We start from the raw sequence: 26525 nt of genomic DNA on the forward strand, positions 1-26525 counted from the left end.
ACCCCGGCCGTCGGCTAGGTCCTCTCGGCGTCCGCCGCCGCCTGCTCCACCAGCGGGATGATCCGCAGCGGGACGGGGTTCTCCATCACGATCGCGGTGGCGGCCCGGACGATGCCATCAAAACCGACAACCAGGTCGATGACCCGCTGGAGATCGGCGTTGGAGCGGGCCACCAGCCGGCACAGCATGTCCCCGCTGCCGGTGGTGGTGTGCAGCTCCAGCACCTCGGGCACGGTCGCCAAGTGCGCCCGGACGTCGGCTCCTTGGCCCTGCCGGATCTGGAGGGTGGCGAAGGCGGTGACGGGGTACCCGAGGGCGGCAGGGTCCACCTGCGGTCCGAACCCGCGGATGACGCCATTCGACTGAAGGCGGTCCAGCCGCGCCTGCACCGTGCCGCGCGCCACGCCGAGCCGCCGGGACATCTCCAGCACCCCGATCCGCGGCTCCCGCGCCAGCAGCACGATGATCCGGCCGTCCAGATGGTCGATGGCCACAGCAGCCTCCCTGGTGTGGTGGTCATCCTGTACAGAAGCCCGGTGAATCCGGGCCCCCGACTGAACACATTGCTCAGCAAAAAAAGAAACTATTGCGCACCTTGCCGTATGAGGATGAGGCTGCCGCTATGACGCAGACCACACACCACACTCCCGACACCGCCCGGCAGGCCGACCCCTTCCCGGTCAAGGGAATGGACGCGGTCGTCTTCGCCGTGGGCAACGCCAAGCAGGCGGCGCACTACTACTCCACCGCCTTCGGCATGAGGCTGGTCGCCTACTCCGGGCCGGAGAACGGCAGCCGCGAGACCGCGAGCTACGTCCTCGAGAACGGCTCCGCCCGCTTCGTCCTCACCTCCGTCATCAAGCCCGCCACCACCTGGGGCCACTTCCTGGCCCGGCATGTGGCCGAGCACGGCGACGGGGTCGTCGACCTCGCCATCGAGGTCCCGGACGCCCGCCGCGCGTACGCCTACGCGATCGAGCACGGCGCGAAGAGCGTCGCCGAGCCGTACGAGCTGAAGGACGAGCACGGCACGGTCGTCCTCGCCGTGATCGCCACCTACGGCGAGACCCGCCACACCCTCGTCGACCGCTCCGGCTACGACGGCCCCTACCTGCCCGGCTTCGTCACCGCCGCCCCCATGGTCGAACCGCCCGCCCAGCGCACCTTCCAGGCCGTCGACCACTGCGTGGGCAACGTCGAGCTCGGCAGGATGAACGAGTGGGTGGCCTTCTACAACAAGGTCATGGGCTTCACGAACATGAAGGAGTTCGTGGGCGACGACATCGCCACCGAGTACAGCGCGCTGATGTCGAAGGTCGTCGCCGACGGCACGCTCAAGGTCAAGTTCCCGATCAACGAGCCCGCCATCGCCAAGAAGAAGTCCCAGATCGACGAGTACCTGGAGTTCTACGGCGGCGCCGGCGTCCAGCACATCGCGCTCAACACGAACGACATCGTGCAGACGGTACGGACGATGCGCGCGGCGGGCGTGGAGTTCCTGAACACCCCGGACTCGTACTACGACACCCTCGGCGAGTGGGTCGGCGACACCCGCGTACCGATCGACACGCTGCGGGAGCTGAAGATCCTCGCCGACCGCGACGAGGACGGCTATCTGCTGCAGATCTTCACCAAGCCGGTCCAGGACCGTCCGACCGTCTTCTTCGAGATCATCGAGCGGCACGGCTCGATGGGCTTCGGCAAGGGCAACTTCAAGGCGCTGTTCGAGGCGATCGAGCGGGAGCAGGAGAAGCGCGGCAACCTCTGAGTAGTCTGGCCGCATGGCCAGGATCAACGACGTGGGCGGTACGGAGGGCTTCGGCGCCGTCGACATCACCGACGACGCCGAGCCCTTCCACGCGGACTGGGAGGCCCGTGTCGTCGGGCTCCTCGGCGCCCTGCGCGCGCAGGGGATCTTCAACACGAACGAGTTCCGGGACGCGATCGAGTCGATGCCGCCCAGGGAGTACCTGTCGGCGTCGTACTACGAGCGCTGGTTCGAGGCGATCTGCACCCTGCTCGAACGCAAGGGCGTGATCAAGCCGGGTGAGCTGGATGAGCTCGATGGCTGACGGCGACCGCTTCCCGCCGGGCACGCGTGTGCGCACCTTCCACCACGACCCGCCGCACCACACCCGCCTGCCGCGGTACGCGCGCGGCAAGCGGGGCGTCGTCGTCGAGCCGGAGGGGCGGGCGGAACTGGCCGACGTCAGCGCGCAGGGACGCGGGGACGCGCCGGTCGAGCAGGTGTACGCGGTCCGGTTCGCGGCCCGTGACCTGTGGGGCGAGGGCGACCACCACGTCGTACTGGACCTGTGGGAAAGCTACTTGGAAGCGGACGAAGAAGGTGCGGCCCGATGAGCGGTGACCACTCCGACGCGACGATCGCGCGGCGGGTACGACGCCTGGAGACCCTGCTGGAGGACAAGGGCGTCCTGTCCGGTGCCCGGCTGGACGAGATCATCGACGCGTCCCTGACCGGCGCCTCGCCCGCGAACGGCGCGCGGGTCGTCGCGCGCGCCTGGACCGACGCCGACTTCAGGGCGCGGCTGCTGGCGGACGGCACCGCGGCCGTCCGTGAACTCGGCTTCATGGAGGGCTCGTACCAGCGCCTGCGGGTCGTCGAGAACACGGACACGACCCACAACGTCATCGTCTGCACCCTCTGCTCCTGCTACCCGCTGCGCCTGCTCGGCCCGTCCCCCAGCTGGTACAAGTCCGAGGCCTACCGCTCCCGCGTGGTCCGCGAACCCCGGGCCGTACTGGCCGAGTTCGGCCTCGAACTGCCCGCCGGCACAGAGATCACGGTGTGGGACTCCAGCGCGGAGACGCGCTACATGGTCCTGCCCCGCCGCCCGGAGGACACGGACGACCTGGGCGAGGAACAACTCGCGGCCCTCGTCACCCGCAACGCACTGATCGGAACGGCGGCCGTCTGACCGTTCCGGATGTCCTGGCGCCCTCGGTGAAGTCCAGTGCGGCGCGCCGGCCTCCCCCGGGGGCGCGGGCCGAATCGATGTGCGGCTCCGCCGCGTGGGCGCGACCAGCCACAACGACGCCGCAGACGAACGACGACCCAACGCGGCACAACCCGCCAAGCGCCTACTCGTCCCCGGCGCTCGGGCCGCCCGCCGGCAGCGGCTCGTCCGGTGGGTCACCCAGCGCCGCCAGCGCCTGTTTCGCCAGCGGCACCCTGAGCGGCGAGAAGTACGGATTGATCCGCAGCGCCTCCTGCAGATGCCGCCGCGCGGGCCACGCCAGCTCCAGCTCCTGCTCGATCATGCCCCGGTGGTACGCGTACAGCGCACTGCGTACGGCGCCCCCGTGCGCCCTGTCCGTCGCCGCCATGGCGAACTTCAGCGCCCCCTTGTCGTCCCCGGCCATGTGCAGCGCCCACCCCAGCGCATCCGCCACCTCGGTCCCCGGCTGCCGCCCCCACTCGGCGCGCAGCAGCCGCACGGCCACCCGCGGATCCCCGTGGTCCGCCTCGAAGACACCGAGCACCAGGTCGTCGTCCACGCCGCCCGCCACCTCGTCCTGCACCCGGGTGCCCAGCACGTCGTACTCCGCCCGGGCGGCCTCCGCCATCCCCAGCGACTCGTACAACTCGCCCAGTTCCAGGGCGTATTGGGGGCAGGGCTGCTTGTCGAGCGCCACCCGGTAGGCGTTCAGCGCCTCCGTCGTCCGGCCCAGTGCCGTCAGCGTCCGGCCCTCGCCGGCCTGCGCGGCCCGCTGGTCGGGGTCGAGCCGCACCGCCGCCTGGAAGCGCCTGAGCGCCTCCTCCAGATCCCCACGCTCGAAGGCCAGCTGCCCGGACCGCTCCAGCCAGGCCGCCTGCTCGGCCGGTGTGCCCGCTGCCGCCGCCGCGTCGGACAGGGCGGCCGCGGCGTCCTCGCGCCAGCCCCGGTCGCGGTAGAGGGCCGCGGCCCGCGCCCGCACCACGGCCGCCCCGGGGTGCAGCTCCAGCAGCCGGTCCAGCGTCTTCTTGGCCGCCTTGTAGTCGCCGAGCCCGGTGTAGGCGTCCATCAGCAGCGGATACGTCGTCCACCGTTTCGGCCGGAGCTTCAGCGCCGCCTGGCCCCAGGTCCGCGCGGATCGGAAGTCCCGGCGGGCGTCGGCCAGCGCCGCCATGCCGTCCAACGCCGCCGCGTTCCCCTTCTCCCGGACCTTCAGCGAGGTCCGCAGCGCATTCTCGGCCCGCGGATAGTTCGTCGCGTCCGCCGTGCGCCGCCCCTGTTCGACGTAGGCCGTCCCGAGCACCGCCCACGACTGCGCGTCCTCGGGGTGCGCCCGCACCCGGGCCTCACGCCCTGCGATCAGCATCGCCAGGTCGGGCAGCGCGGCCGGCACCCCGGCGGTGACCGCCGTCAGCGCCTGCGCCCCGGGTGCCGGCGCGGGCGCCACCGGCCGGGGTGCCGCCGCCCGCTCCCAGGGCCACACCGCCAGCGCCCCGCCGAGCACGGCGCACCCCGCGACGGCGGTGATCAGCACCCGCCGGACCAGACGCGGGCGGCGGCCCTCCGCTTGCTCATCCATGGCGATCACTGTGCGTCATTGCCGTCAATACGACGAGCACATCCCGGCATACGTCCAGTGCAGTGGACGGGGTTCACACCGATGGCCGCGGGTGCGACGCTGTGATCATGAGCCGTATCGAAGCGCGTCGCGATGAAGACTCCGCAGAGACCGGAAACCTCGTCGACCGGCTCCTGACCGGTCTGCCCGCCGAGGCCGTCCTGACCGACCCGGACGTGACGGCCTCGTACGCCAACGACATGGCCAGCTTCTGCCCGGCCGGCACCCCGGCGGTGGTCGTGCTGCCCCGCACGGTCGAGGAAGTCCAGCACGTCATGCGCATCGCCACCGAGCTGCGCGTCCCGGTCGTCCCGCAGGGCGCCCGCACGGGCCTGTCGGGCGGAGCCAACGCCTCCGACGGCTGCATCGCGCTGTCCCTGACCAAGATGGACCGCATCCTGGAGATCAATCCCGTCGACCGCATCGCCGTGGTCGAGCCGGGCGTCATCAACGCGACGCTCTCCCGCGCGGTCGGCGAACACGGCCTGTACTACCCGCCGGACCCGTCCAGCTGGGAGATGTGCACGATCGGCGGCAACATCGGGACGGCCTCGGGCGGTCTGTGCTGTGTGAAGTACGGGGTCACGGCCGAGTACGTGCTCGGTCTGGAGGTGGTCCTGGCGGACGGGCGGCTCATGTCCACCGGCCGCCGTACGGCCAAGGGCGTCGCCGGTTACGACCTCACCCGGCTCTTCGTCGGCTCCGAGGGCTCGCTCGGCATCGTCGTACGGGCGATCCTGGCGCTCAGGCCGCAGCCGCCTCAGCAGCTGGTGCTGGCGGCCGAGTTCGCGTCCGGCGCCGCCGCCTGCGACGCGGTGTGCCGGATCATGGAGGGCGGCCACGTACCGTCGCTGCTCGAACTCATGGACCGTACGACGGTCAAGGCGGTCAACGACCTGGCGCACATGGGCCTCCCGGAGACCACGGAGGCCCTGCTCCTGGCGGCCTTCGACACCCCTGACCCCGCCTTTGACCTCGCCGCCCTCGGCGCGCTGTGCGAGGCGGCCGGCGCCACCCAGGTGGTACCGGCCGACGACTTCGCCGAGTCCGAACTCCTGCTCCAGGCGCGGCGGTTGTCGCTCACCGCGCTCGAAGCCGTCAGCGGTACGACGATGATCGACGACGTGTGCGTGCCCCGGTCCAGGCTCGGCGAGATGCTCGAAGGCACCGAGCGGATCGCCGAGAAGTACCAGCTCACCATCGGGGTGGTCGCGCACGCCGGTGACGGCAACACCCATCCGACGGTCTGCTTCGACGCCGCCGACCCCGACGAGTCCCGGCGCGCCCGCGAGTCCTTCGACGAGATCATGGCCCTCGGCCTGGAACTCGGCGGCACGATCACCGGCGAGCACGGCGTGGGGGTCCTGAAGAAGGAGTGGCTGGCGCGCGAGATCGGCCCGGTGGGCGTGGAGATGCAGCGGGCGGTCAAGCAGGTCTTCGACCCGCTGGGCATCCTGAACCCGGGCAAGCTGTTCTGATCCGGCCCTGCCGGTGTCACCGGGCGAGCAGCTGGTCGAGCGCGTCGTCGATCCCGAGCTGCTCGCCCTCAGTCCCCGGGGGCACCACCCGCAGCGTCCGCTCCAGCCAGGCCGACACCTGGGCGGCCGGTGCCTCCAGCAGGGCGTCACCGTCGGGTGAACTCAGCGCCATCAGAACGACGCTGCGGCCCTCCGACTTGGTCGGCCACACCCGCACGTCCCCGTGCCCGCAGGCCCGGAACACACCCTCCACCAGGAGGTCGCGGGAGAACGTCCAGTACACGGGGTTCTCGGAGTTGGTGTGGAAGGTGATGTGGACGGCGTACGGGTCGTCGGTGCGGTAGCTCAGCCGGGCCGGCACCGGAATTCTGCGCTCCGGGGACAGGACGAGCTTGAGCTCCAGTTCGCGCTCCACCACGGTGTAGTGCATGTCGTGCGGTTCCTCTCTCGGGCAGGTGTACGGGGCCCTGCGGGTGGGCCCGTACACGTGGAGAGCGGAGAGAGGCGCGAGCATTACGCGGGTTCGGAGAATTTTTTTCGGAACGTGTGTGGACGGTGCACGGCATTGCCCGGAAAGGGGCGGGACCCGCGGGACTGTCGGTGGGGGTTGCGCGGGTCTGATAGATGTGGAGGCCTCTATATTGACCCCCGAGCAGATACGGGACGACGGACATGAGCGCCCCAACCCCGGCCCCCGGTGACAACAGGCCCCGCGAAGGGTATTACCCGGACCCGTCCATTCCTGGATATGTCCGGTACTGGAACGGTGCGTCCTGGGTACCGGGCACCAGCCGTCCGGCCCCGACGGACGGCGAGTCGCTCGCCCCGCCGCCCGGCAGCGACCAGGCTCCGGTCGAGGAGACGGGACCGCACTTCTTCGACGAGGACCCCGCGCAGCAGCCCGCCGCGGGCGCCGTGCAGCACGGCAGCCGTCCCGAACCCGCGACCGCCTGGGGCGCCGACAGCTCCCAGCAGTCCGGCTTCGGCGGCGACCAGGACCGCCGGGTGTCGTGGGGCAACCCGCAGTCCGCGGACCCGCGCCTCGCCGACGGTGCCGCGGCCCGGCAGGACGGCCACGCGTCCCGCACGGACGGCACGGCGACGATCCCGCCGACGGACTCGGACTCGGACTCGGACGACCCGGCCTCCGGCGGCACCTTCGTGTTCCGCAGGCCGCCGGCGCAGACCGGGGAGACACAGCCCCCGGCAGCGGCGGCCGGGCACGGTGTCCCCAGCCCCGGCGGCCCCACCGCCGACGAGGGCACCATGACATTCCGTGCGCTGTCCCAGCGCACGGGGCGGCAGGGTGGGGCGCAGACCGGCGGCACGGGGGCGCCCGGCTTCGGCGCGGGCAAGGCGGCCGCCGACCGCGCCGCCGCGGCGCAAGGGCAGCCGCCCGCAGCCGCTCCCGCCCCGGCCGCCCCTTCGGGCCCCCACCAGGCCACCCCGGTGATCCCTCCGCAGGGCGGCGCCGCCCGGCCCGCGGCGGCCGCTCAGCCTCCCGCCGCGCAGGCGCCCGCCACTCCCATGACCAGCGGCCCCGGCGGCGGTCAGCACTCCTGGGCGCAGCAGGTGCACCGGCTCGCCGGCGCCGACGAGGACCAGCCCGTCGCCCCCTGGAAGCCGCCGGTCGAGGACATCTTCCAGGCGGCCGCCAGGCGCCAGGCGGCGGCCCGCCCCGCAGGCCTCGGCAAGCGGCTGGCCGCCCGGCTGCTGGACACCGTCGTCCTCGCGGGCGTCACGGCCGTGGCCGCCGTGCCACTGGGCATCAAGGCGGTCGACCACGTCAACGAGAAGATCGACGAGGCCAGGCTCTCCGGCCAGACCGTGACCGTATGGCTGCTGGACGGCACGACGTCGGTGTACCTGGGCATCATCCTGGCCGTCCTGCTCGTCTTCGGCGTCCTCTACGAGGTGCTGCCCACCGCCAAGTGGGGCCGCACCCTCGGCAAGAAACTGCTGGGGCTGGAGGTGTGGGAGATCGAGGGGCACGAGCCGCCGTCCTTCGGCGGGGCGCTGCGCCGCTGGCTCGTGTACTGCGTGCCCGGCCTGCTCGGCGTCGGTGTCGTGGGCGTCCTGTGGTGCGTGTTCGACCGTCCGTGGCGCCAGTGCTGGCACGACAAGGCCGCGGGTACGTTCGTCACGGGCTGACCCGGTACGACGTACGCACCAGCCGATTCCGTACTCCGGACGGCCGTTCGCCGGATGCGGAGGCGGGGGGTTCGCGGTCCACTCGGGCCATGAGCACCGAACCGCCCTCCGGATCCGGCGGACCGCCGGAAGACGACCCGTTCAGGAAGCAGCCCCCTCCTGGCCAGGGGGCGGGCTCACCGTACGACGCGCCCCAAGGCGGCGGGCAACCCCCGCCGTACGGCGGCGGTGACCCCTACGGCGGCGGCCAGTACCCCACCGACCCCCTCGCCGGTATGCCCCCGCTGGCCGACAGCGGCAGGCGCACGCTCGCCCGGATCATCGACCTGATCCTCGTGGGCATCGTCGTCTGGCTGCTCACCTGGGCGTTCAACGTGCACGAGTACGACGTGAACGGCAACAACCTCTCCTACAGCAAGTCCTTCGTGCAGTCGCTGATCGCCGCCGTGCTCTACATCGGCTACGACACGTATCTGATCAGCAAGTCGGGACAGACGCTCGGCAAGAAGTGGCTGAGCATGCGCGTGGCCAACCTGGACAACGGCTCCAACCCCTCCGTGCAGACCTCACTGGTCCGCTCGGCGGTGCTGTGGATCCCGTTCGCGTTCTGCTGCGCGTGCATCTGGACCGCGATCTCAGGCGGCTGGAGCTACTTCGACCGCCCGTACAAACAGGGCCTGCACGACAAGGCCGCCAAGACGGTCGTGGTGAGCACCAGTTGAGGCAACACCCCATGGGGGCACGGGCCGTGTCGATATGCGGCTCCGCCGCGACGGGGGTCCCCCCGCTCGAGCGAAGCCGAGAGTGGGGGAGCGACAAGCCACGACGCACCCGCAGACGATCAACGGCCGATCGTGGCACCTGCCGCGGAGCGCCCGGCTCAGGAAGCGGCGCGCTCCCGCACCGGCTCGGCGGCCGCCGCCGAGGCGACCGCGGCCGGCACGGGCATCTCCTCCGCAACCGCCGGAGGCTGCTGCACAGCGACGACCCTCGGCCTCGGCAGCGGGACCGTCATGGCGACCAGGAGGCCGAGAGCGAGTGCCGCGAAGGCGATGACCGCGATCCCCACGCCCGAACTCGTCTGCGACAGCAGCAGCATGGCGAGCGTCGAGAAGATCACGGTGCACGAACCGTAGACGAGCTGGGCGGGCGTCGGACGAGGCATGGCAATCGTGTCCTCGGAAGTGGGGGTCCACTGGGGTGTCGGCCTGGTTTTCTGCCGATTTCCGGGCAGTCCGCCAACCGACTCTAATCGCGTGCATGCCCGAGTGGAACGAACGGTAAGCGTGACCTAACCAACAGTGCCGGTGCACAGGGGGCGCACGGAGTCATGGCGTCCATCAAGTGGACGTTCGAACGCGCCGGTCAGGGTGTTCGTAAAGCGAACCTCAGCTCCGCATAGTGCAATTGTTGTGTCCAAGTCAAGGTCTGTCTTTTCTTACCGACCTCTAGTCAAATTGCGTCACTTGACTTGCCACCTTGACCAAGAGGAACTCAAGTGACCCCAAAACCCTGGACGTTCAGAGCGACTGCGGTCGGTGTCGCGCTCGCGGCGGCCACCGCCACGTTCTCGACGTTCGCCGTGGCCCAGGCCGCCGACCCGGCCAGGACGGCCACCCATGACCGCCATGATCCGGCGGCGGTCAGGAGCATGGAGCAGGACGACCTCGACGGTCCGCTCTCCAAGACCCAGGATGCCCAGCGCCAGGAGGCCCTGAACCAGGTCATATCCGGCCAGGCCCAGGTCAAGGACCGGGGCGGCTCGAAGGTCGTCCAGCTGAAGGGCAAGAAGGGCGACCGCAAGTACGTGGAGCTGGGCCGGGAGAAGACCGACAGGATCTTCACGATCCTGGTCGAGTTCGGCGACAAGATCGACAGCACGTACGGCGGCACGACCGGCCCCGCGCACAACCAGATAGCCCAGCCCGACCGGACGAAGAACAACTCGACCGCCTGGCAGGCGGACTACAACCGGCAGCACTTCCAGGACCTCTACTTCGGCACCGGCACCGACTCCATGAAGTCCTTCTACGAGAAGCAGTCCTCGGGCCGCTACTCGGTGGACGGCGAGGTCGCCGACTGGGTCAAGGTCCCCTACAACGAGGCCCGCTACGGCAACAACGCCTGCGGCCAGACCAACTGCCCCAGCGTGTGGAACGTCGTCAGCGACGGCGTCACCGCGTGGGTCGCCCAGCAGAAGGCGGCCGGCAAGTCCGACGCCGACATCAAGACGGACCTGGCGAAGTTCGACCAGTGGGACCGCTACGACTACGACCACGACGGCAACTTCAACGAGCCCGACGGGTACATAGACCACTTCCAGATCGTGCACGCCGGCGAGGACGAGTCCGCGGGCGGCGGAGTCCAGGGCAAGGACGCGATCTGGGCGCACCGCTGGTACGCGTTCGGCAGCGACACGGGCGTCACCGGCCCCACGGGCAACAAGCTCGGCGGCGCGCAGATCGGCGACTCCGGCATCTGGGTCGGCGACTACACCATCCAGCCGGAGAACGGCGGACTCGGCGTCTTCGCCCACGAGTACGGCCACGACCTGGGGCTGCCGGACCACTACGACACCACCAACGCCGGGGAGAACTCGACCGGTTTCTGGACGCTGATGTCCAACGGGTCGTGGCTCGGCCGCGGCGAGGACACCATCGGTGACCTGCCGGGCAACTTCAACGCCTGGGACAAGCTGCAGCTCGGCTGGCTGAACTACGACACGGCGAAGGCCGCGACGAAGTCGAAGCACAAGCTGGGTGTCGCCGAGTACAACACCAAGAACAAGCAGGCGCTGGTGGTCTCGCTGCCCGACAAGGCGGTCACCACCGACGTGGTCACCCCGGCGCAGGGCTCGGCCCAGTGGTGGAGCGGCAGCGGCAACGACCTCAAGAACACGCTGACCCGCTCGGTCGACCTCACCGGCAAGTCCTCGGCCGCCCTCACCCTCGACGGCTACTACGACATCGAGGCCAACTTCGACTACCTCTACACCGAGGTGTCGACCGACGGCGGCGCCAACTGGACCACGCTCGACGGCACGGTGGACGGAAAGGCCATCCCGCGCGACGGCTCCGACAAGCCGGCGCTGACGGGGACGGCCGACGGCTACAAGAAGCTGTCGTACCCGCTGGACGCCTACGCGGGCAAGAAGATCGACCTGCGCTTCCGCTACCAGACGGACAGCGGCGTGGCGCAGAAGGGCTTCGCGGCCGACGAGATCTCGGTGACCGCGGACGGCACGGCGCTGTTCACCGACAACGCCGAGAGCGCGGACCCGGGTTGGACGGCCACCGGCTTCTCCCGCATCGGCGCGTCCTTCACCAAGGACTACAAGCAGTACTACATCGCCGAGAACCGCCAGTACGTGTCGTACGACAGGACCCTGAAGGTCGGCCCGTACAACTTCGGCTTCTCGCCGAGCCGTCCGGACTGGGTGGAGCACTTCCCCTACCAGAACGGCCTGTTGATCTGGAAGTGGGACACCTCGCAGCAGGACAACAACACCAGCCAGCACCCCGGTGTCGGCCTGGTCCTGCCGGTCGACTCGCACCCGGCGGCGCTCAAGTGGTCCGACGGCACGCTGATGCGCAGCCGTATCCAGTCCTACGACTCGCCGTTCAGCCTGTACCGCACGGACGGCGTCACGCTGCACAACGCGAACGTCGAGACGCGGATCCCGTCGTCGAAGGGCGTGCCGGTCTTCGACGATCACACGAGCACGTACTACGACGACTCGACTCCCGACGCAGGGGTCAAGATCACTGACACCAACACCAAGATCAGGATCGTCAAGGAGGCCAAAGATGGCTCGACGATCAAGGTCGAGGTGGGTCCCGCAGTGAAGTAGTCGGCATTTGCGCAGGTCAGAAGCGTATCGGCGGTGGCCCCCTGGCGGGTCGCCGCCGATCGTGTTTAGGTGCGTCCTGTGCTTCCCTTATTGACACCGACATCGACACCGACATCGATCCTGACTCGCACGGGGGTGTGACCGCATGGCTGCAGGAGGTTTCTGCAAGCTGCCGACAGGCAGCGTGGTGGTGGCGCTGAACCTGCCCAGCCCCACCGCCGACGGCACGGGCTGCATACGCTTCCTCGTGCACGCCCAGAACCGGGCGCGCGCCCTGACCAGGCTGCGCAATCTGGGCATGCGGGCGGTGTACCTGCGGGGCAACGCCGCCCCGCCGACCCCCGACGAGGTCACCGCGGTCCTGCACCACCCCGACGGCCTCATATGGCGCACGGCACCTGACAACGGTGTCGTCACGGGGCCGGAGCTCCCCCAGGAGCTGTGGCACCCGGTCAGGGCCCTGCTGAGGCGCCCTGAAGGGACGCGGGGCGGCATTGGATCTGCGGCTTCCGCCGCGCGGCCGCGACAAGCCACGACGAACCTGTAGGCGCCCGGCAGCCCGTCGCGGACACCAGACCGCGCACGCTCAGGCAACCACGGGTTTCCCGGACAACTCCACGCCCGCCGAGCGCAGCTCTTCCAGCGCCTGTTCCGTCGTCGCTTCGGCGACCCCCGCGGTCAGGTCGAGCAGCACCTGGGTGCGGAAGCCCTCCCGGGCGGCGTCCAGGGCGGTCGCGCGCACACAGTGGTCGGTGGCGATCCCGACGACGTCGACCTCGCTCACCTCCCTGGCGCGCAGCCAGTCCGCGAGCTTCACGCCGTTCTCGTCGGCCCCCTCGAAGCCGCTGTACGCCGCCGCGTACGCCCCCTTGTCGAAGACGGCGTCGACCGCGCCGGAGGCGACGGCGGGTGCGAAGTTCGGGTGGAAGCCGACGCCCTCCGTGCCCGCGACGCAGTGCGCGGGCCAGGAGTGCCGGAAGTCGGGGTTGTCGGCGAAGTGGCCGCCGGGTGCGACGTGGTGGTCGCGGGTGGCCACCACGTGCCGGTAGCCGGAGCCGCCCGCCTGCCCGATCAGCTCGGTGATGGCGGCGGCCACATCGGCACCCCCGGCCACGGCGAGGCTGCCCCCCTCACAGAAGTCGTTCTGCACGTCAACGACGATCAAGGCGCGGCGCATGGTGGGTGTCCTTCTCGACGATGGGGTCGGGGGGAGGGTGCGGGCCCGGCCATTGAACCTCCGAGCCTATTGAGTTCCCGGGCCGTTCGGGAGGGGCGTCACAGGGCGTATCCGGCCGCACCTGCTTTAGCTACCCGAGCGCCCGTGCACGTACTCCGTCGGAATGACCGGTTCCCCGCGCGAGAGCTGGGTCGCGGACAGCGGCAGGTTGGCGCGCGCGGCCGTGTGCCGGTCGCGCACGGTGTCCAGCGGTTCACGCGCCACCACGTCACCGCCCTTGACCAGCTCGACCAGCAGCTGCCGGTCCGCCAGCTCGGCCGGCACCGATCCGGTGCCGACGACCTCGGCCTCCGCGACCCCGTCCGCGTCCAGCCGCCGCGCCGCCCACTTGCGGCCCCCGATGGACGTCTTGCCGCCGCTGGACTTCTTCGCCACCGGCACCAGCGGCGCCTTCGGGTCGGCGGACTCGGCGCGGGCGACCAGCTTGTACACCATCGAGCAGGTCGGATGTCCGGACCCGGTCACCAGCTGCGTACCGACGCCGTACGCGTCCACGGGCGCCGCGGCCAGCGAGGCGATGGCGTACTCGTCGAGGTCCGAGGTCACGATGATCTTCGTTGCCGTCGCGCCCAGCTCGTCAAGCTGCTGCCGCACCCGGTGCGCGACCAGCAGCAGGTCGCCGGAGTCGATGCGCACGGCGCCCAGCTCGGGCCCGGCGACCTCGACGGCCATACGGACGGCCTCGGCGACGTCGTACGTGTCCACGAGCAGGGTGGTGTTCCGGCCGAGCGAGTTCACCTGGGCCTGGAAGGCGTCCCGCTCGTGGTCGTGCAGGAGGGTGAAGGCGTGCGCGGAGGTGCCGACGGTCGGGATGTTGTAGCGGAAACCGGCCGCCAGGTCGGAGGTGGAGGCGAAGCCGCCCAGGTACGCGGCGCGGGAGGCGGCGACGGCGGCGAGCTCGTGCGTACGCCGGGCGCCCATCTCGATCAGCGGGCGGTGGCCGGCGGCCGAGGACATCCGGGAGGCGGCCGCGGCGATCGCGGAGTCGTGGTTGAGGATGGAGAGGATCACCGTCTCCAGCAGCACGCACTCGGCGAACGAGCCCTCGACCCGCATGATCGGTGAGCCCGGGAAGTACACCTCGCCCTCGGGATAGCCCCACACGTCACCGGAGAAGCGGTAGGAGCCGAGCCAGTCGAGTGTCGTCTCGTCGACTATGTTGCGCTCGCTCAGGAAGCCCAGGACACCCGCGTCGAAACGAAAGTTCTCCACGGCGTCCAGCACCCGCCCGGTGCCGGCCACCACGCCGTAGCGCCGCCCCTCCGGCAGCCGCCGGGTGAAGACCTCGAAGACGCTTCGCCGTTCGGCCGTACCGGCCTTGAGGGCGGCCTGCAGCATCGTCAGCTCGTACTGGTCCGTGAAGAGCGCCGTCGAGGGAACGTCCACCGGCAGCCCAAGGTCCGCTACATCCACGACAGCTCTCCTAGCTATGACTCTCAGGGTGCCCCCAGGTCGGCCGGGGGTCCGGGGGTCGTCCCCCGGCGTATGCAGCACGACGACAGATGCTACACCCCTTTGTGTCAGTGTGACGATTTGTGGGGCCCGTGGCAGCATGGGCTGTGTGACGTCACCCGCTCCCCTTGAGATCGAACGGACCGAATCCGCGGAAGAGGTCTTCGCCGTACCCGAGCCGGACGTCCCCTGGGTCACCATCGTCCACAACGACCCGGTCAACCTCATGAGCTATGTGACGTACGTCTTCCAGACGTACTTCGGCTACACCAAGGACAAGGCCACCAAGCTCATGCTCGATGTCCACCACAAGGGCCGGGCGGTCGTCTCCAGCGGCACTCGCGAGGAGATGGAACGCGACGTGCAGGCCATGCACGGCTACGGACTGTGGGCCACCCTCCAGCAGGACCGGAAGTAGCGACTCAACCTGATGCCAGGACACTTCGAACCGCTCCCCGGCGGCGGCGCGGCCGTCGCGCTCGACGACGTCGAGATCTCCATCATCCGGTCGCTGGCCGTCCAGCTCCTGGAGCTCGTCGGACCCGGCCCCGGCGAGGACGCCCCCGACGACCCGCTGGCCGAGCTCTTCGCCGAGGGCCCGAGCGAGCCCCCGAAGGACCCCGTGCTCAAGCGGCTCTTCCCGGACGCCTACAGCGACCCGGAGGGCACCCCCGGGCCCAAGGAGGCCGAGGAACAGCAGGCGCACTCCGCCGAGTTCCGCCGTTTCACTGAGAACGACCTGCGCGCCGCCAAGCGCGAGAGCGCCCTCGCCGTGATCCGCTCCCTGGACTCGCTGACCCCGGGCGGCGACGGCGGTGCGGTCCTCCAGCTCTCGGCCGACGAGTCCCGCCAGTGGCTGGGCGCCCTCAACGACCTGCGCCTGGCGATCGGCTCCCGTCTGGAGATCACCGACGAGGACGACACCGACCTCCTCTACCGCCTCCCGGACGAGGACCCGCGCAAGCCGATGGTGATGGCGTATCTGTGGCTGGGCGGCCTCCAGGAGACGCTCGTCTCGACCTTGATGCCCTGATCTGTGACGGTTTTGTGTTCGCTCAGAGGACGCTCAAATCCGGATAACGATGAGGTCACCAAGGTCGCCTTCTATGCGCCCGTGGGGTGGCCTTTGTCCGGTTCTCCCTGTGGCGTGCGCCACATCTCGCTCGGACGATCAATATTGCGGCCGTGATAAATCTTCACGACCGCCCGGCGAACACCACCCATGTTCGGCCGGGTGCGCCACCGAGCCGGCGGATCGCCGGCCAGGCACGGGCGGGTCCGCAAGAACCCGCCCAGCTCCATCTATCCGGGGGGATCGAGACCCGATCCGGGGCCGACGAGAGGCCCGGGGTCGGAATGGAGAAAGGCGCACCACCACATGACCTCCGCTCAGGTCGGTACGGACAACGCCCCCGACGGGGCCGAAGAGGGGTACGAGCGCGGACTCGGCAGCCGCCAGGTCCAGATGATCGCGATCGGCGGCGCCATCGGCGTCGGCCTCTTCCTGGGCGCCGGGGCGAACATCGCCAAGGCCGGCCCCAGCCTCATCTTCATGTACGCCCTCGCGGGCGTGATCATCTTCTTCATCATGCGGGCGCTCGGCGAGCTGCTCCTCTACCGCCCCGTCTCGGGCTCCTTCGCGGAGTACTCCCGCGAGTTCCTCGGCCCGTTCTTCGGCTACTTCACCGCCTGGACGTACTGGCTCATGTGGGTCGTGACCGGCATGGCCGAGCTGACGGCCGCCGCGATCTACGTCCACTACTGGTTCCCGCACATCCCGCAATGGACGACCGCCCTGGTCTTCCTGGTGATCCTCTTCGGGGTCAACCTGATCTCCGTGAAGCTCTTCGGCGAGCTGGAGTTCTGGTTCTCGATGGTCAAGGTCACCGCCCTGATCGGCATGATCGTGATCGGCCTCGGCGTCCTCACCTTCGGGTTCAGCGCCGCCGGCGACACCGCCTCCGTGGCCAACCTCTGGCAGTTCGACGGCTTCTTCCCCAAGGGCGTCGGCTCGTCCCTGATGACCCTGCAGGGCGTCATGTTCGCCTACCTCGCCGTCGAGCTGGTCGGCGTCACGGCCGGCGAGTCCGAGAACCCGGAGAAGACCCTCCCCAAGGCGATCAACACCCTGCCCTGGCGCATCGCGCTGTTCTACGTCGGCGCGCTCACCGTCATCCTCTGCGTCGTCAAGTGGACCGAGTTCGCCGACGGCGTCAGCCCCTTCGTGAAGGCGTTCGCGCTGATCGGCATCCCGGCCGGTGCGGGCATCGTCAACTTCGTCGTCCTGACCGCGGCCCTGTCCTCCTGCAACTCGGGCATGTACTCCACCGGCCGCATGCTGCGCACGCTCGCCGACAACGGCGAGGCCCCGCGCGCCTTCTCCAGGCTGTCCGCCTCCAAGACCCCGGCCCTCGGCATCACCGTCTCCGTCGCCTTCATGGGCATCGGCGTGGTCCTCAACTACATCGTCCCGGAGAAGGCGTTCGGCTACGTCACCTCGGTGGCCACCGCGGCCGGCATCTGGACCTGGCTGATGATCCTGATCAGCCACGTCCTCTACCGCCGCGCGGTCGTCGCGGGCCGGCTGCCCGCCTCGTCCTTCCCGGCGCCGGGCGGCGCGGTGTGCTCGTACATCGCCATCGTGTTCCTGCTCTTCGTCACCGGCCTGATCGCCTACGACGCCGACTCCCGCATCTGCCTCTACGTGATGGCCGGCTGGGCGGTCCTTCTCGGCATCGGCTGGGCGATCCTCAAGGCGAGCAACCCGGAGGTCACCCGGCGCCGCGAGCCGGAGCTGGAGAAGGTCGGCTGACCCCGGCCCCACCGTTCGGCATCCGGGCCGTCCCGTACCACCCATCGGTACGGGACGGCCCTCTGCTTATCCTGGCGAACATGCTGACCATCACCCAGGCCCTCGTCGACCAGATCGTCGCCCACGCGCGCAAGGACCACCCCGACGAGGCGTGCGGCGTCGTCGCGGGCCCGGCCGGCTCCGACCGCCCCGAGCGGTTCATCCCGATGCTGAACGCGGCCATGTCACCCACGTTCTACGAGTTCGACTCCGGCGACCTGCTCAAGCTCTACCGCGAGATGGACGACCGCGACGAGGAGCCGGTGGTCGTCTACCACTCCCACACCGCGACCGAGGCCTACCCGTCCCGCACCGACATCTCCTACGCCAACGAGCCCGGCGCCCACTACGTCCTGGTCTCCACCGCGGACACCGACGGCCTCGGCGAATTCCAGTTCCGCTCGTACCGGATCGTGGAGGGCGAGGTCACGGAGGAGGAGGTCAGGGTCGTAGAGGCCTACTGATCTCGCGGCTCGGTCAGAATTCGTCCAGCATGCAAGATGACACTCCGGGACCCCGACCGGGAATCGATACGATGACCCCATGGTTTCCCACGACGTGAGCGACAAGACGCCGGGCATGCTGCTCGTGGCGCGGCTGCACGTCGACCTGTGCAGGCTGCAGAGCGCCATCTGTACGCGCTGATTCCTGCCGCCGTACGGCCGTGAGCCGCGGCGCCTCACGCACCACATGCTGTACTGCGCTGCCGCGCGCCCACCGACTGACTACTCCCGACAGGAGCCCTGAGCCATGGCCATCGAGGTCCGCATCCCCACCATCCTTCGCACCTACACCGACGGCCAGAAGGCGGTGGAGGGCAACGGGGACACCCTCAGCGAGCTCTTCGCCGACCTCGAGACCCGGCATGCGGGCATCCAGGCCCGCATCGTGGACAACGGCGAACTGCGCCGCTTCGTCAACGTCTACCTGAACGACGAGGACGTCCGCTTCCTCGAGGGCATCAACACCAAGCTCGCCGACGGCGACAACGTCACGATCCTGCCGGCCGTGGCCGGCGGCATGGCCTGATCCGCATGCGCTACGACTCCCCGCTGGCCGCGGTGGGCAACACCCCTCTGGTGCGCCTGCCGCGGTTGTCGCCGTCCGAGGACGTCCGCATCTGGGCCAAGCTGGAGGACCGCAACCCCACCGGCTCGGTCAAGGACCGCCCGGCCCTGCACATGATCGAACAGGCGGAGAAGGACGGCCGCCTGACCCCGGGCTGCACGATCCTGGAGCCGACGAGCGGCAACACCGGCATCTCGCTCGCCATGGCCGCGAAGCTCAAGGGCTACCGCATCGTGTGCGTGATGCCCGAGAACACCTCGCAGGAGCGCCGCGACCTGCTCGGCATGTGGGGCGCGGAGATCATCTCCTCCCCGGCGGCGGGCGGCTCCAACACCGCGGTCCGGGTGGCCAAGGAACTCTCGGCCGAGCACCCGGACTGGGTGATGCTCTACCAGTACGGCAACCCGGACAACGCGGGCGCGCACTACGCGACGACCGGCCCCGAGATCCTCGCAGACCTCCCCTCGATCACCCACTTCGTGGCGGGCCTGGGCACGACGGGGACGCTGATGGGCGTCGGCCGCTTCCTGCGCGAGAACAAGCCGGACGTCAGGATCGTCGCCGCCGAACCGCGCTACGACGACCTGGTGTACGGGCTCAGGAACCTCGACGAGGGCTTCGTACCGGAGCTCTACGACGCCTCCGTCCTGACCACCCGCTTCTCCGTCGGCTCGGCGGACGCCGTCACCCGCACCCGTGAACTCCTCCAGCAGGAGGGCATCTTCGCGGGCGTCTCCACCGGCGCGGCCCTGCACGCGGCGATCGGCGTCGGCAACAAGGCGGTCAAGGCCGGCGAAAGCGCGGACATCGTGTTCGTCGTGGCCGACGGCGGCTGGAAGTACCTGTCGACGGGCGTCTACACGGCGGCCACGACGGAGGAAGCGATCGAGACGCTGCACGGCCAGCTCTGGGCGTAGTCCCTCGTGACTCTCGTGAACCTGCTCGACGGGCTCACGTCGCCAGGTGACGGACCTGGTCCCACAGGACCGGGTCCACCACACCCACCCGCCGCCGGAACTCCCACACCGGCACCTCGCGCAGCTCGTCCGTCTCCAGGAAGCTCGCGCGCCCCTGCGCATCGCCGACGGCGCCAGGAGGCAACGGGATCACCCCGGCCCGCTCGTCGTGGTACTTGCTGGTGATCTTCGCGACGGTCGCCCGCTCCCCGTGCACCACCAGCACCAGACAGGGCCGGTCCTTGTTGCCCGGCCTGTCCTCGTAGGGAACGTTCGCCCACCAGATCTCCGCGGGCTTGGGCCGCCCGCCCCCACCCCGCGCCCCCGGCCGGCCCGGCGGCCGCGTCCGGCGCCCTCCGGGCCGCCGCCCCCGCCCCCAGCCGTCGACGAGCGTGGCGACCAGCGCGAGCAGTATCACCGCGACGAGCGCGAGCCACCATGACGTGTCCATATGAAGACGTTACCGGCGCACGATTGGCCACGCGCGCCCTCTGCGCAACCCGTGCCCGCTCCCTCGCGCCTCACCCGCCCCGCTTCCAGCCGAACCGGTGACACCACAGGTGAGTTCGCCCACAACAGCCCTTGCTTGAGGAGCGACCCGACCTTTTGCGCCTTACGCTCGACGCACCGCACGACCCCCGTCTCCTTCCCGGAAAAGTTCCCGCCAGCGGAGGTTTCTGCTACATGAAGCTCACCGTCGTCGGTTGCTCGGGGTCGTTCCCGTCCGCGGAATCGGCCTGCTCGAGCTACCTCGTAGAGGCCGACGGCTTCCGGCTGCTTCTCGACATGGGCAACGGTGCCCTTGGCGAGCTGCAGCGCCACTGCGGTCTCTACGACCTCGACGCGATCTTCCTCAGCCATCTGCACGCCGACCACTGCATCGACATGTGCGCCTACTTCGTGGCGCGCTACTACCGGCACGACGGCGGCCGCTGCGACCCCATCCCGGTCTACGGACCCGAGGGCACCGAGCACCGGCTCACCACCGCCTACGCCGACACCCCCACCGCCTCCTCCATGAGCGAGGTCTTCGACTTCCACACGGTCAAGCCGTCCACGTTCGAGATCGGCCCGTTCACGGTGCACACGGAACGCGTGGCCCATCCCGTGGAGGCGTACGCCATCCGCATCGAACACGGCGGGACGTCCCTGACGTACTCCGGCGACTCCGGTATCACCCCCGTACTCGACGAACTCGCCCGCGACACCGACCTGTTCCTCTGCGAGGCCGCGTTCACGCACGGCAAGGAGAGCATCCCCGACCTGCACCTCAACGGCCGCGAGGCGGGCGAGACGGCGGCCCGGGCGGGTGCCCGGCGCCTGGTCCTGACCCACATCCCGCCGTGGACCGACCCGCAGGTCAACCTCGCCGACGCCCAGGCGGTCTTCGACGGCCCGGTGGCCCTGGCGGCGCCGAGGCAGACGTACGAGATCTAGTAGAGCTACGAGCTCCAGAGCTACGAGATCCAGTCGCACCGAACATGCGGAAGGCTCCCGGAACCAGGGGTGCCGGGAGCCTTCGTACACGGTGGAGCGGGGCTACTTGGCCTCCGCCTTCTGCAGTTCCGCCAGTTCCTCGTCGGACTCGCGGCCCGGCGTCGGCAGGTTGAACCTGATGATCGCGAAACGGAAGACCACGTAGTAGACCACCGCGAAGCACAGGCCCACCAGGATCAGCCCCAGCGGGTTGGTCGCGATGCCCCAGTTCAGGCCGAAGTCCACCACGCCCGCCGAGAAGCCGAAGCCGTCCTTCATGCCCAGCGCCCACGTCAGCGCCAGCGAGACACCCGTGAGGACCGCGTGGATGGCGTACAGGACCGGCGCGATGAACATGAACGTGAACTCGATCGGCTCGGTCACACCCGTCACGAACGACGTCAGCGCGATCGAGAACATCATGCCGCCGACCACCTTGCGGCGCTCCGGACGGGCGCAGTGCACGATCGCGAGACAGGCCGCCGGCAGACCGAACATCATGATCGGGAAGAAGCCGGTCATGAACTGACCCGCGGACGGGTCGCCGGCCAGGAAGCGCGCGATGTCACCGCTCTTGCCGTGGTAGTCGCCCGCCTGGAACCACGGGAACGAGTTCAGCAGGTGGTGCATGCCGATCGGGATCAACGCACGGTTGGCGACACCGAAGATGCCCGCGCCGACCGCGCCCGAACCGACCAGCCACTCACCGAAGCTGTGCAGACCCGTGCCCAGGACCGGCCAGATGTAGCCGAAGACGATGCCGATGACCAGGCCCGCGAAGGCCGACAGGATCGGTACGAGCCGGCGGCCGCCGAAGAAGCCCGCCCAGTCCGGCAGCTTCGTGCGGTAGAAGCGCTGGTAGAGCAGCGCGACAACGAGACCCATCACCACGCCGCCGAGCACCTTGGCGTCGACCGGCGCGTTCACCATGACGACCTTGCCGTCGACGGCCGTGGCCACCTTCGGCAGGTTCTTGTCCGTGAACGTGCCCAGCACGTTCTTGAAGACCAGGTAGCCGACGACCGCGGCCAGCGCCGTCGAGCCGTCCGACTTCTTCGCGAAGCCGATCGCGATGCCCACGGCGAACAGCAGCGCCATGTTGTCGAGGATCGCGTTGCCCCCCGCCGCCATGAACCCCGCGATCTTCGTGAGGAACGTGGGGAAGGACGGGCGCCCCAGCATGTCCGTGTTGCCCAGCCGCACCAGGAGGGCGGCGGCGGGCAGGACAGCCACCGGGAGCATCAGGCTGCGGCCGATACGCTGGAGCACAGCCATCGCGCCGGGGCCCTTCTTCTTCTCGGCCGCGGGAGCGGCGCTGGCCGTGGTCACAAGTTCCTCCAGGGGGCAGAGCGCCGCCCGGGGACAGGGGAAGGGACGGCGGCGTCGCTGGTCCGAACCATTGTGGAACGCTCAGTGGTTTAGACCTGTGGTGTAGACCTGTTGTAGCACGGTGAAGGCCGGATAAGGAACCCGCTGTTTTCTGGTGGCCAGTCAGGCCCCGGCGGCGAAGCACGACCCCAGGTTGGCGACCACCTCCCGGGTGGTGTAGACCAGCTACCGGCGATAGCCAACCGCGCGTGAGGAGACTGACATGGCCAGCAAGGCTGAGAAGATCGTTGCCGGGCTCGGCGGCATCGACAACATCGAGGAGATCGAAGGCTGCATCACTCGGCTGCGCACCGAGGTCAGCGACGCCTCACTGGTCGACGAAACCGCCCTCAAAGCCGCAGGCGCCCACGGCGTCGTCAAGATGGGCACCGCGATCCAGGTCGTCATCGGCACCGACGCCGACCCCATCGCCGCGGAGATAGAAGACATGATGTGAGACGGACGTGAGATGAGCCACGGCCCCTGGCCGGCCCTCACTCGCCGGGGCCCCTTCCCACCGCGGGAGGGGCCCCTCCCGCATGTACGGCTAGGCTCGTCGCCATGTCTCGAATCGACGGCCGCACCCCCGAACAACTCCGCCCGATCACCATCGAACGCGGCTGGAGCAAGCACGCCGAAGGCTCCGTCCTCATCGCCTTCGGCGACACCAAGGTCTTCTGCACCGCCTCCGTCACCGAAGGCGTCCCCCGCTGGCGCAAGGGCAGCGGCGAGGGCTGGGTCACCGCCGAGTACTCCATGCTGCCCCGCGCCACCAACACCCGCGGCGACCGCGAATCCGTACGCGGCAAGATCGGCGGCCGCACCCACGAGATCAGCCGCCTCATCGGCCGCTCCCTGCGCGCGGTCATCGACTACAAGGCACTCGGCGAGAACACCATCGTCCTCGACTGCGACGTACTGCAGGCCGACGGCGGCACACGTACGGCCGCGATCACAGGCGCGTACGTGGCACTCGCCGACGCCGTCGCCTGGGCCCAGGGCAAGAAGCTGATCAAGGCCGGCCGACAGCCGCTCACCGGCACCGTCTCGGCGGTCTCCGTCGGCATCGTCGGCGGCGTCCCCCTCCTCGACCTCCGCTACGAGGAAGACGTCAGGGCCGACACCGACATGAACGTCGTCTGCACCGGCGACGGCCGCTTCGTCGAGGTCCAGGGCACCGCCGAAGCCGAGCCGTTCGCCCGCGAAGAGCTCAACTCCCTTCTGGACCTGGCGGTTTCGGGCTGCGAGGAACTCACTGTCCTTCAGCGCAAGGCACTTGATACGGTCCTCGAAAAGTAAAGGACGCATCAAGCGGAACGGCGGCCCCGGGCAACCACGCCGCCCGTCCCGGCGTCCCTACGAAAGCGGGCGCACGGCACACCACCGTGCGCCCGACCAGTACGGGGGGCCCACGGGCCTGGACGACGGAGGGACCACAGTCATGGCCGCGAGCCGAGGCCGCCGCATCACGACCACCATCGCAGCACTGGCAGCCATAGGGCTGACCGCAGGCCTCACCACCGGCTGCGACGCCGTCAACAAGGCCCTGGACTGCGTCCAGACCGCCGACACCATCGCCGACAACGTCACCAACCTCCAGCAGGCCGTCGAAAACGCCTCCAACGACCCGACCCAGCTCGACCAGTCCCTCGCCTCCATCGACAAGAACCTCGACAAGATCGGCGACAAGACCGACAACGCCGACGTCAACAAGGCGGTCGACGACCTCAACAAGGCCGTCTCGAACGTCCGCACCGCCATCAAGAACGGCGACAAGACCCCGGACGTCAGCCCGGTCACCGACGCGGCGGGCGAACTCACCAAGGTCTGCACCTCGTAGGAGACCGGCGGCCGGGAACCGGAATACTGGTCCCCATGACGCGCTTGATCCTCGCCACCCGCAACGCCGGAAAGATCACCGAACTGAGGGCCATCCTCACGGACGCAGGCCTCAGCCACGAGCTGGTCGGCGCGGAGGCCTACCCGGACGTCCCCGACGTCAAGGAAACAGGCGTGACGTTCGCCGAGAACGCCCTCCTGAAGGCCCACGCCCTGGCCCAGGCCACCGGCCTCCCCGCCGTCGCCGACGACTCCGGCCTCTGCGTCGACGTCCTGAACGGCGCCCCGGGCATCTTCTCGGCCCGCTGGGCGGGCCGCCATGGGGACGACAAGGCCAACCTCGAGCTGCTGCTGGCCCAGCTGGCCGACATCGCCGACGAACACCGGGGCGCACACTTCGCGTGCGCGGCGGCACTGGCACTGCCGGACGGGCGGGAGCGGGTGGTCGAGGGACAGCTGCGGGGGGTACTGCGACACACGCCGGTGGGCACGAACGGGTTCGGGTACGACCCGGTTCTGCAGCCGGAGGGGGAGTCGCGGACTTGCGCGGAGCTGAGTGCGGAGGAGAAGAACGCGATCAGCCATCGGGGGAAGGCGTTCAGGGCACTTGTGCCGGTGGTGCGGGAGTTGTTGGGCTGATAGCGACAGGGCCCGACGCCTTGGATTCAAAGGCGTCGGGCTCCTTTCTCCTGTGGGCCCGGTGGGACTCGAACCCACGACATACCGGATCTAAACCGGCATCCTCTTGCCAGCTGGGATACGGGCCCGCAGCGCTGCCTACTCTACTGGGCGCTGGGCACCGCTCGCTGTTTACCTCCCCTGCACCAGGTGCTCGTGATCGCATGGCAGTTGGGACACAGCAGCCGCAGGTTCTCCCGCCGGTCGTCGCTCCAGTCCCCGTTGGCGTGATCGACCTCCAGGGTCATGGGCTTGCCGAGCCACTCGGGACCTGTTCCGCATTCGGCGCACTCCTCGGGTACGCCCACCTCCAAGAGTGCCCGGCGGAGCAGATGGGTCCTGGTCCGGCGCTGGCCGTCATGCTGGATCAGGATGTCCTCGGCGCGCCTGAGCGGTGTGGTGCCTGGCCCACCGCGTTGATGGGCCTGTCCAAGGAAGTGGGTGGTGTCGAGGCCGACCTCGTTCACCCAGCATCGGAGCTGAGCGCGCAACCTGCTGTTGTAGGGCTTCATCCCCAGGGCGCGCAGCGTATCGGCGATGGACGTTGCTCCTGCGACCGCTCGGCGCAACTCGTCGGCTGCTGGTCTGGCGGGCACTCCGCTCGCTCGCCTCTGGCGGGGCATGTGCGAGACGTCGATTCCGAAGTGGTCGAAGCGCCGGAAGAGATGACGGCGCAGTTGGCCGTATGGCCGAGTGCAGAAGAAGGCGATGACTTCGTCGATGTCCGAACACTGCGCGGCGGCTTCTGCAAGCCGTTCCCGGGTGTACTGTACGCCGCTGCTCATGGAGTCCTGCCTTTGCCGCGTCCCCGGTAACTATCCGTTGTTGAGTGGCAGTTGGGGCACAGGAACCGCAGGTTCTCGATGCGGTTGTCGCGCCAGTTGCCGTTGATGTGGTCGACCTCCAACGGGAGCGGATGCCCTCGCCAGACCGCTTCCGTCCCGCATTGGGCGCACCGTTCTTGCGTCCCCAGGGCCGTCATCGCCCACTTGAGCCGATCGCTAGGGATGCGCCGAGCCTGGCCGACGGGCTGCTCGACGAGTAGCCCCTCAGGTGTCCGGGGGCGCCACGCTTTGCCGCGTCGGGTCGGCACCTGAAAGTGCGAGGTGTCGATGTCGTACGCCTTGATCCGCCGACTGATGTGAGTGTGATGCCCGCCGACGACCTCAAGTCCCAGATGCCGTAGTACCTCGCACATGTTCGTCGATGCCGAGACCGCCCCCTGCAGGATCTCCCGCGTCCACTTGACCCCTTCGCGCTCGAAGTGCGAGGTGTCCACCCCCAGCTTCTTCATCCGCTCTAAGACATACCTCCGCGTAGAACTCCCCGGATCCACCCCCAACCTCCCGCACGCCTCGGACAACGTCCGCGCCCCCCGAGCCGCCTCCTCCAGCCGCTCCTTGGTGTACGCGCTGGCCCCCATCAAGTTCCCTCCGTTCCGGCCACACGTTCGCAGCCCGTACGGAGTAACGAACAGCTCATCCGACAGTCACGCCCGAAACGTAGAGCGGCTCGCACCGGGTCATCCCGGCGCGAGCCGCTCAAG

The 26525-nt window shown here is 69.4% G+C and carries 30 protein-coding genes, 1 tRNA gene and 1 pseudogene; 21 read left to right on the plus strand and 11 right to left on the minus strand.

The features are described 5' to 3' along the window. Positions 1-14: 14 nt before the first annotated feature. Positions 15-494: an Lrp/AsnC family transcriptional regulator gene (locus tag LJ657_RS34310; RefSeq protein WP_232652809.1), complete on the minus strand. Its 480-nt coding sequence runs from the start codon at positions 492-494 to the stop codon at positions 15-17. Positions 495-622: 128 nt separating this feature from the next. Here LJ657_RS34310 and hppD point away from each other — a divergent pair, with 128 nt between their 5' ends. Genes hppD through nthA form a run of 4 tightly spaced genes read left to right on the plus strand, consistent with a single transcriptional unit; the run spans position 623 to position 2939 of the window. Next, the gene (gene hppD, locus LJ657_RS34315; protein ID WP_232652810.1) at positions 623-1768 is read left to right on the plus strand and encodes a 4-hydroxyphenylpyruvate dioxygenase; all 1146 of its coding nucleotides are present in this window, start codon (positions 623-625) and stop codon (positions 1766-1768) included. A gap of 13 nt (positions 1769-1781) precedes the next feature. Then, the gene (locus LJ657_RS48330) at positions 1782-2072 is read left to right on the plus strand and encodes an SH3-like domain-containing protein (RefSeq protein WP_269787245.1); all 291 of its coding nucleotides are present in this window, start codon (positions 1782-1784) and stop codon (positions 2070-2072) included. Beyond that, positions 2056-2361 (plus strand): SH3-like domain-containing protein, encoded by a 306-nt coding sequence (locus tag LJ657_RS48335; protein WP_269787246.1) that lies wholly within the window; start codon positions 2056-2058, stop codon positions 2359-2361. The genes LJ657_RS48330 and LJ657_RS48335 overlap by 17 nt, the downstream gene beginning before the upstream one ends. Further along, positions 2358-2939 carry a nitrile hydratase subunit alpha gene (gene nthA / locus LJ657_RS34325; protein ID WP_232652811.1) on the plus strand — a complete coding sequence of 194 codons (582 nt, stop codon included), beginning with the start codon at positions 2358-2360 and terminating at the stop codon, positions 2937-2939. Before LJ657_RS48335 ends, nthA begins: the two co-directional genes overlap by 4 nt. Positions 2940-3102: 163 nt before the next feature. Here the strand turns inward: nthA and LJ657_RS34330 are convergent, their stop codons facing one another. Further along, entirely contained in the window at positions 3103-4536 is a 1434-nt protein-coding gene (locus tag LJ657_RS34330; RefSeq protein ID WP_232652812.1) for a tetratricopeptide repeat protein, read from the minus strand. A 101-nt stretch (positions 4537-4637) separates the two neighbouring features. On the opposite strand from LJ657_RS34330, the gene LJ657_RS34335 reads away from it, so the two are divergent. Next, on the plus strand, positions 4638-6053 hold the full coding sequence (locus LJ657_RS34335; protein WP_232652813.1) for an FAD-binding oxidoreductase: 1416 nt from the start codon (positions 4638-4640) through the stop codon (positions 6051-6053). A gap of 16 nt (positions 6054-6069) precedes the next feature. Here the strand turns inward: LJ657_RS34335 and LJ657_RS34340 are convergent, their stop codons facing one another. Then, complete coding sequence (locus tag LJ657_RS34340; RefSeq protein ID WP_232652814.1) at positions 6070-6483, minus strand: SsgA family sporulation/cell division regulator; 414 nt, start codon at positions 6481-6483, stop codon at positions 6070-6072. A 242-nt stretch (positions 6484-6725) separates the two neighbouring features. Here LJ657_RS34340 and LJ657_RS34345 point away from each other — a divergent pair, with 242 nt between their 5' ends. Together LJ657_RS34345 and LJ657_RS34350 are read left to right on the plus strand one after the other, a co-directional pair. Beyond that, the gene (locus LJ657_RS34345) at positions 6726-8204 is read left to right on the plus strand and encodes an RDD family protein (protein ID WP_232652815.1); all 1479 of its coding nucleotides are present in this window, start codon (positions 6726-6728) and stop codon (positions 8202-8204) included. An 89-nt stretch (positions 8205-8293) separates the two neighbouring features. Further along, entirely contained in the window at positions 8294-8926 is a 633-nt protein-coding gene (locus LJ657_RS34350) for an RDD family protein (RefSeq protein WP_232652816.1), read from the plus strand. A gap of 158 nt (positions 8927-9084) precedes the next feature. On the opposite strand, the gene LJ657_RS34355 is transcribed toward LJ657_RS34350, so the two are convergent. Beyond that, a complete protein-coding gene (locus tag LJ657_RS34355) occupies positions 9085-9369 on the minus strand; it encodes a hypothetical protein (RefSeq protein WP_232652817.1) in 285 nt (94 codons plus the stop codon). Between the two features lie 333 nt (positions 9370-9702). On the opposite strand from LJ657_RS34355, the gene LJ657_RS34360 reads away from it, so the two are divergent. Then, complete coding sequence (locus tag LJ657_RS34360; RefSeq protein WP_232652818.1) at positions 9703-12054, plus strand: immune inhibitor A domain-containing protein; 2352 nt, start codon at positions 9703-9705, stop codon at positions 12052-12054. 145 nt (positions 12055-12199) lie between these two features. Beyond that, positions 12200-12529, plus strand: a pseudogene (locus tag LJ657_RS34365) (hypothetical protein); the annotation flags it as partial. A 111-nt stretch (positions 12530-12640) separates the two neighbouring features. Here LJ657_RS34365 and LJ657_RS34370 read toward each other — a convergent pair. Both LJ657_RS34370 and LJ657_RS34375 read right to left on the minus strand, forming a co-directional pair. Next, complete coding sequence (locus LJ657_RS34370) at positions 12641-13231, minus strand: isochorismatase family protein (protein WP_232652819.1); 591 nt, start codon at positions 13229-13231, stop codon at positions 12641-12643. Positions 13232-13357: 126 nt separating this feature from the next. Next, complete coding sequence (locus tag LJ657_RS34375; RefSeq protein WP_232652820.1) at positions 13358-14704, minus strand: nicotinate phosphoribosyltransferase; 1347 nt, start codon at positions 14702-14704, stop codon at positions 13358-13360. Positions 14705-14843: 139 nt separating this feature from the next. On the opposite strand from LJ657_RS34375, the gene clpS reads away from it, so the two are divergent. From clpS to LJ657_RS34405, 7 genes are all read left to right on the plus strand, one after another. Beyond that, positions 14844-15161 (plus strand): ATP-dependent Clp protease adapter ClpS, encoded by a 318-nt coding sequence (clpS, locus tag LJ657_RS34380; RefSeq protein ID WP_030943626.1) that lies wholly within the window; start codon positions 14844-14846, stop codon positions 15159-15161. Positions 15162-15173: 12 nt separating this feature from the next. Further along, entirely contained in the window at positions 15174-15776 is a 603-nt protein-coding gene (locus tag LJ657_RS34385) for a DUF2017 domain-containing protein (RefSeq protein WP_232652821.1), read from the plus strand. Positions 15777-16121: 345 nt separating this feature from the next. Then, positions 16122-17555, plus strand: a complete 1434-nt coding sequence (locus LJ657_RS34390; protein ID WP_232652822.1) for an amino acid permease — start codon at positions 16122-16124, stop codon at positions 17553-17555. An 80-nt stretch (positions 17556-17635) separates the two neighbouring features. Then, the gene (locus LJ657_RS34395; RefSeq protein ID WP_232652823.1) at positions 17636-18058 is read left to right on the plus strand and encodes a M67 family metallopeptidase; all 423 of its coding nucleotides are present in this window, start codon (positions 17636-17638) and stop codon (positions 18056-18058) included. A gap of 79 nt (positions 18059-18137) precedes the next feature. After that, positions 18138-18239: a putative leader peptide gene (locus LJ657_RS49140; protein WP_313904860.1), complete on the plus strand. Its 102-nt coding sequence runs from the start codon at positions 18138-18140 to the stop codon at positions 18237-18239. Positions 18240-18344: 105 nt separating this feature from the next. Then, a complete protein-coding gene (locus tag LJ657_RS34400; protein WP_232652824.1) occupies positions 18345-18623 on the plus strand; it encodes a MoaD/ThiS family protein in 279 nt (92 codons plus the stop codon). Positions 18624-18628: 5 nt separating this feature from the next. Beyond that, complete coding sequence (locus tag LJ657_RS34405) at positions 18629-19579, plus strand: PLP-dependent cysteine synthase family protein (RefSeq protein ID WP_232652825.1); 951 nt, start codon at positions 18629-18631, stop codon at positions 19577-19579. Between the two features lie 34 nt (positions 19580-19613). Here LJ657_RS34405 and LJ657_RS34410 read toward each other — a convergent pair whose 3' ends face one another. Then, the gene (locus tag LJ657_RS34410) at positions 19614-20069 is read right to left on the minus strand and encodes a type II toxin-antitoxin system PemK/MazF family toxin (RefSeq protein ID WP_232652826.1); all 456 of its coding nucleotides are present in this window, start codon (positions 20067-20069) and stop codon (positions 19614-19616) included. A gap of 233 nt (positions 20070-20302) precedes the next feature. Here LJ657_RS34410 and LJ657_RS34415 point away from each other — a divergent pair, with 233 nt between their 5' ends. Beyond that, complete coding sequence (locus tag LJ657_RS34415; protein WP_232652827.1) at positions 20303-21055, plus strand: MBL fold metallo-hydrolase; 753 nt, start codon at positions 20303-20305, stop codon at positions 21053-21055. A gap of 102 nt (positions 21056-21157) precedes the next feature. Here the strand turns inward: LJ657_RS34415 and LJ657_RS34420 are convergent, their stop codons facing one another. Next, a complete protein-coding gene (locus LJ657_RS34420; protein ID WP_232652828.1) occupies positions 21158-22423 on the minus strand; it encodes a PTS transporter subunit EIIC in 1266 nt (421 codons plus the stop codon). A gap of 262 nt (positions 22424-22685) precedes the next feature. Here LJ657_RS34420 and LJ657_RS34425 point away from each other — a divergent pair, with 262 nt between their 5' ends. From LJ657_RS34425 to rdgB, 4 genes are all read left to right on the plus strand, one after another. Next, positions 22686-22919, plus strand: a complete 234-nt coding sequence (locus LJ657_RS34425) for a PTS sugar transporter subunit IIB (RefSeq protein ID WP_030943649.1) — start codon at positions 22686-22688, stop codon at positions 22917-22919. A gap of 104 nt (positions 22920-23023) precedes the next feature. Further along, on the plus strand, positions 23024-23761 hold the full coding sequence (gene rph, locus LJ657_RS34430; protein ID WP_232652829.1) for a ribonuclease PH: 738 nt from the start codon (positions 23024-23026) through the stop codon (positions 23759-23761). 142 nt (positions 23762-23903) lie between these two features. Beyond that, positions 23904-24302, plus strand: coding sequence for a hypothetical protein (locus LJ657_RS34435; protein ID WP_232652830.1), 399 nt, complete (start codon positions 23904-23906; stop codon positions 24300-24302). A gap of 35 nt (positions 24303-24337) precedes the next feature. Beyond that, a complete protein-coding gene (gene rdgB / locus LJ657_RS34440; RefSeq protein ID WP_232652831.1) occupies positions 24338-24940 on the plus strand; it encodes an RdgB/HAM1 family non-canonical purine NTP pyrophosphatase in 603 nt (200 codons plus the stop codon). 53 nt (positions 24941-24993) lie between these two features. On the opposite strand, the gene LJ657_RS34445 is transcribed toward rdgB, so the two are convergent. The 3 genes from LJ657_RS34445 to LJ657_RS34455 all read right to left on the minus strand — a co-directional run bounded on the left by LJ657_RS34445 (position 24994) and on the right by LJ657_RS34455 (position 26402). Then, positions 24994-25068: transfer RNA gene (locus LJ657_RS34445), tRNA-Leu, on the minus strand. A gap of 15 nt (positions 25069-25083) precedes the next feature. Further along, positions 25084-25764 carry an HNH endonuclease gene (locus LJ657_RS34450; RefSeq protein ID WP_232652832.1) on the minus strand — a complete coding sequence of 227 codons (681 nt, stop codon included), beginning with the start codon at positions 25762-25764 and terminating at the stop codon, positions 25084-25086. After that, the gene (locus LJ657_RS34455) at positions 25761-26402 is read right to left on the minus strand and encodes an HNH endonuclease signature motif containing protein (RefSeq protein ID WP_232652833.1); all 642 of its coding nucleotides are present in this window, start codon (positions 26400-26402) and stop codon (positions 25761-25763) included. Before LJ657_RS34455 ends, LJ657_RS34450 begins: the two co-directional genes overlap by 4 nt. Positions 26403-26525: the final 123 nt, after the last annotated feature.

The sequence above is a fragment of the Streptomyces guryensis genome (genome assembly GCF_021261325.1).
Classification (GTDB): domain Bacteria; phylum Actinomycetota; class Actinomycetes; order Streptomycetales; family Streptomycetaceae; genus Streptomyces; species Streptomyces guryensis.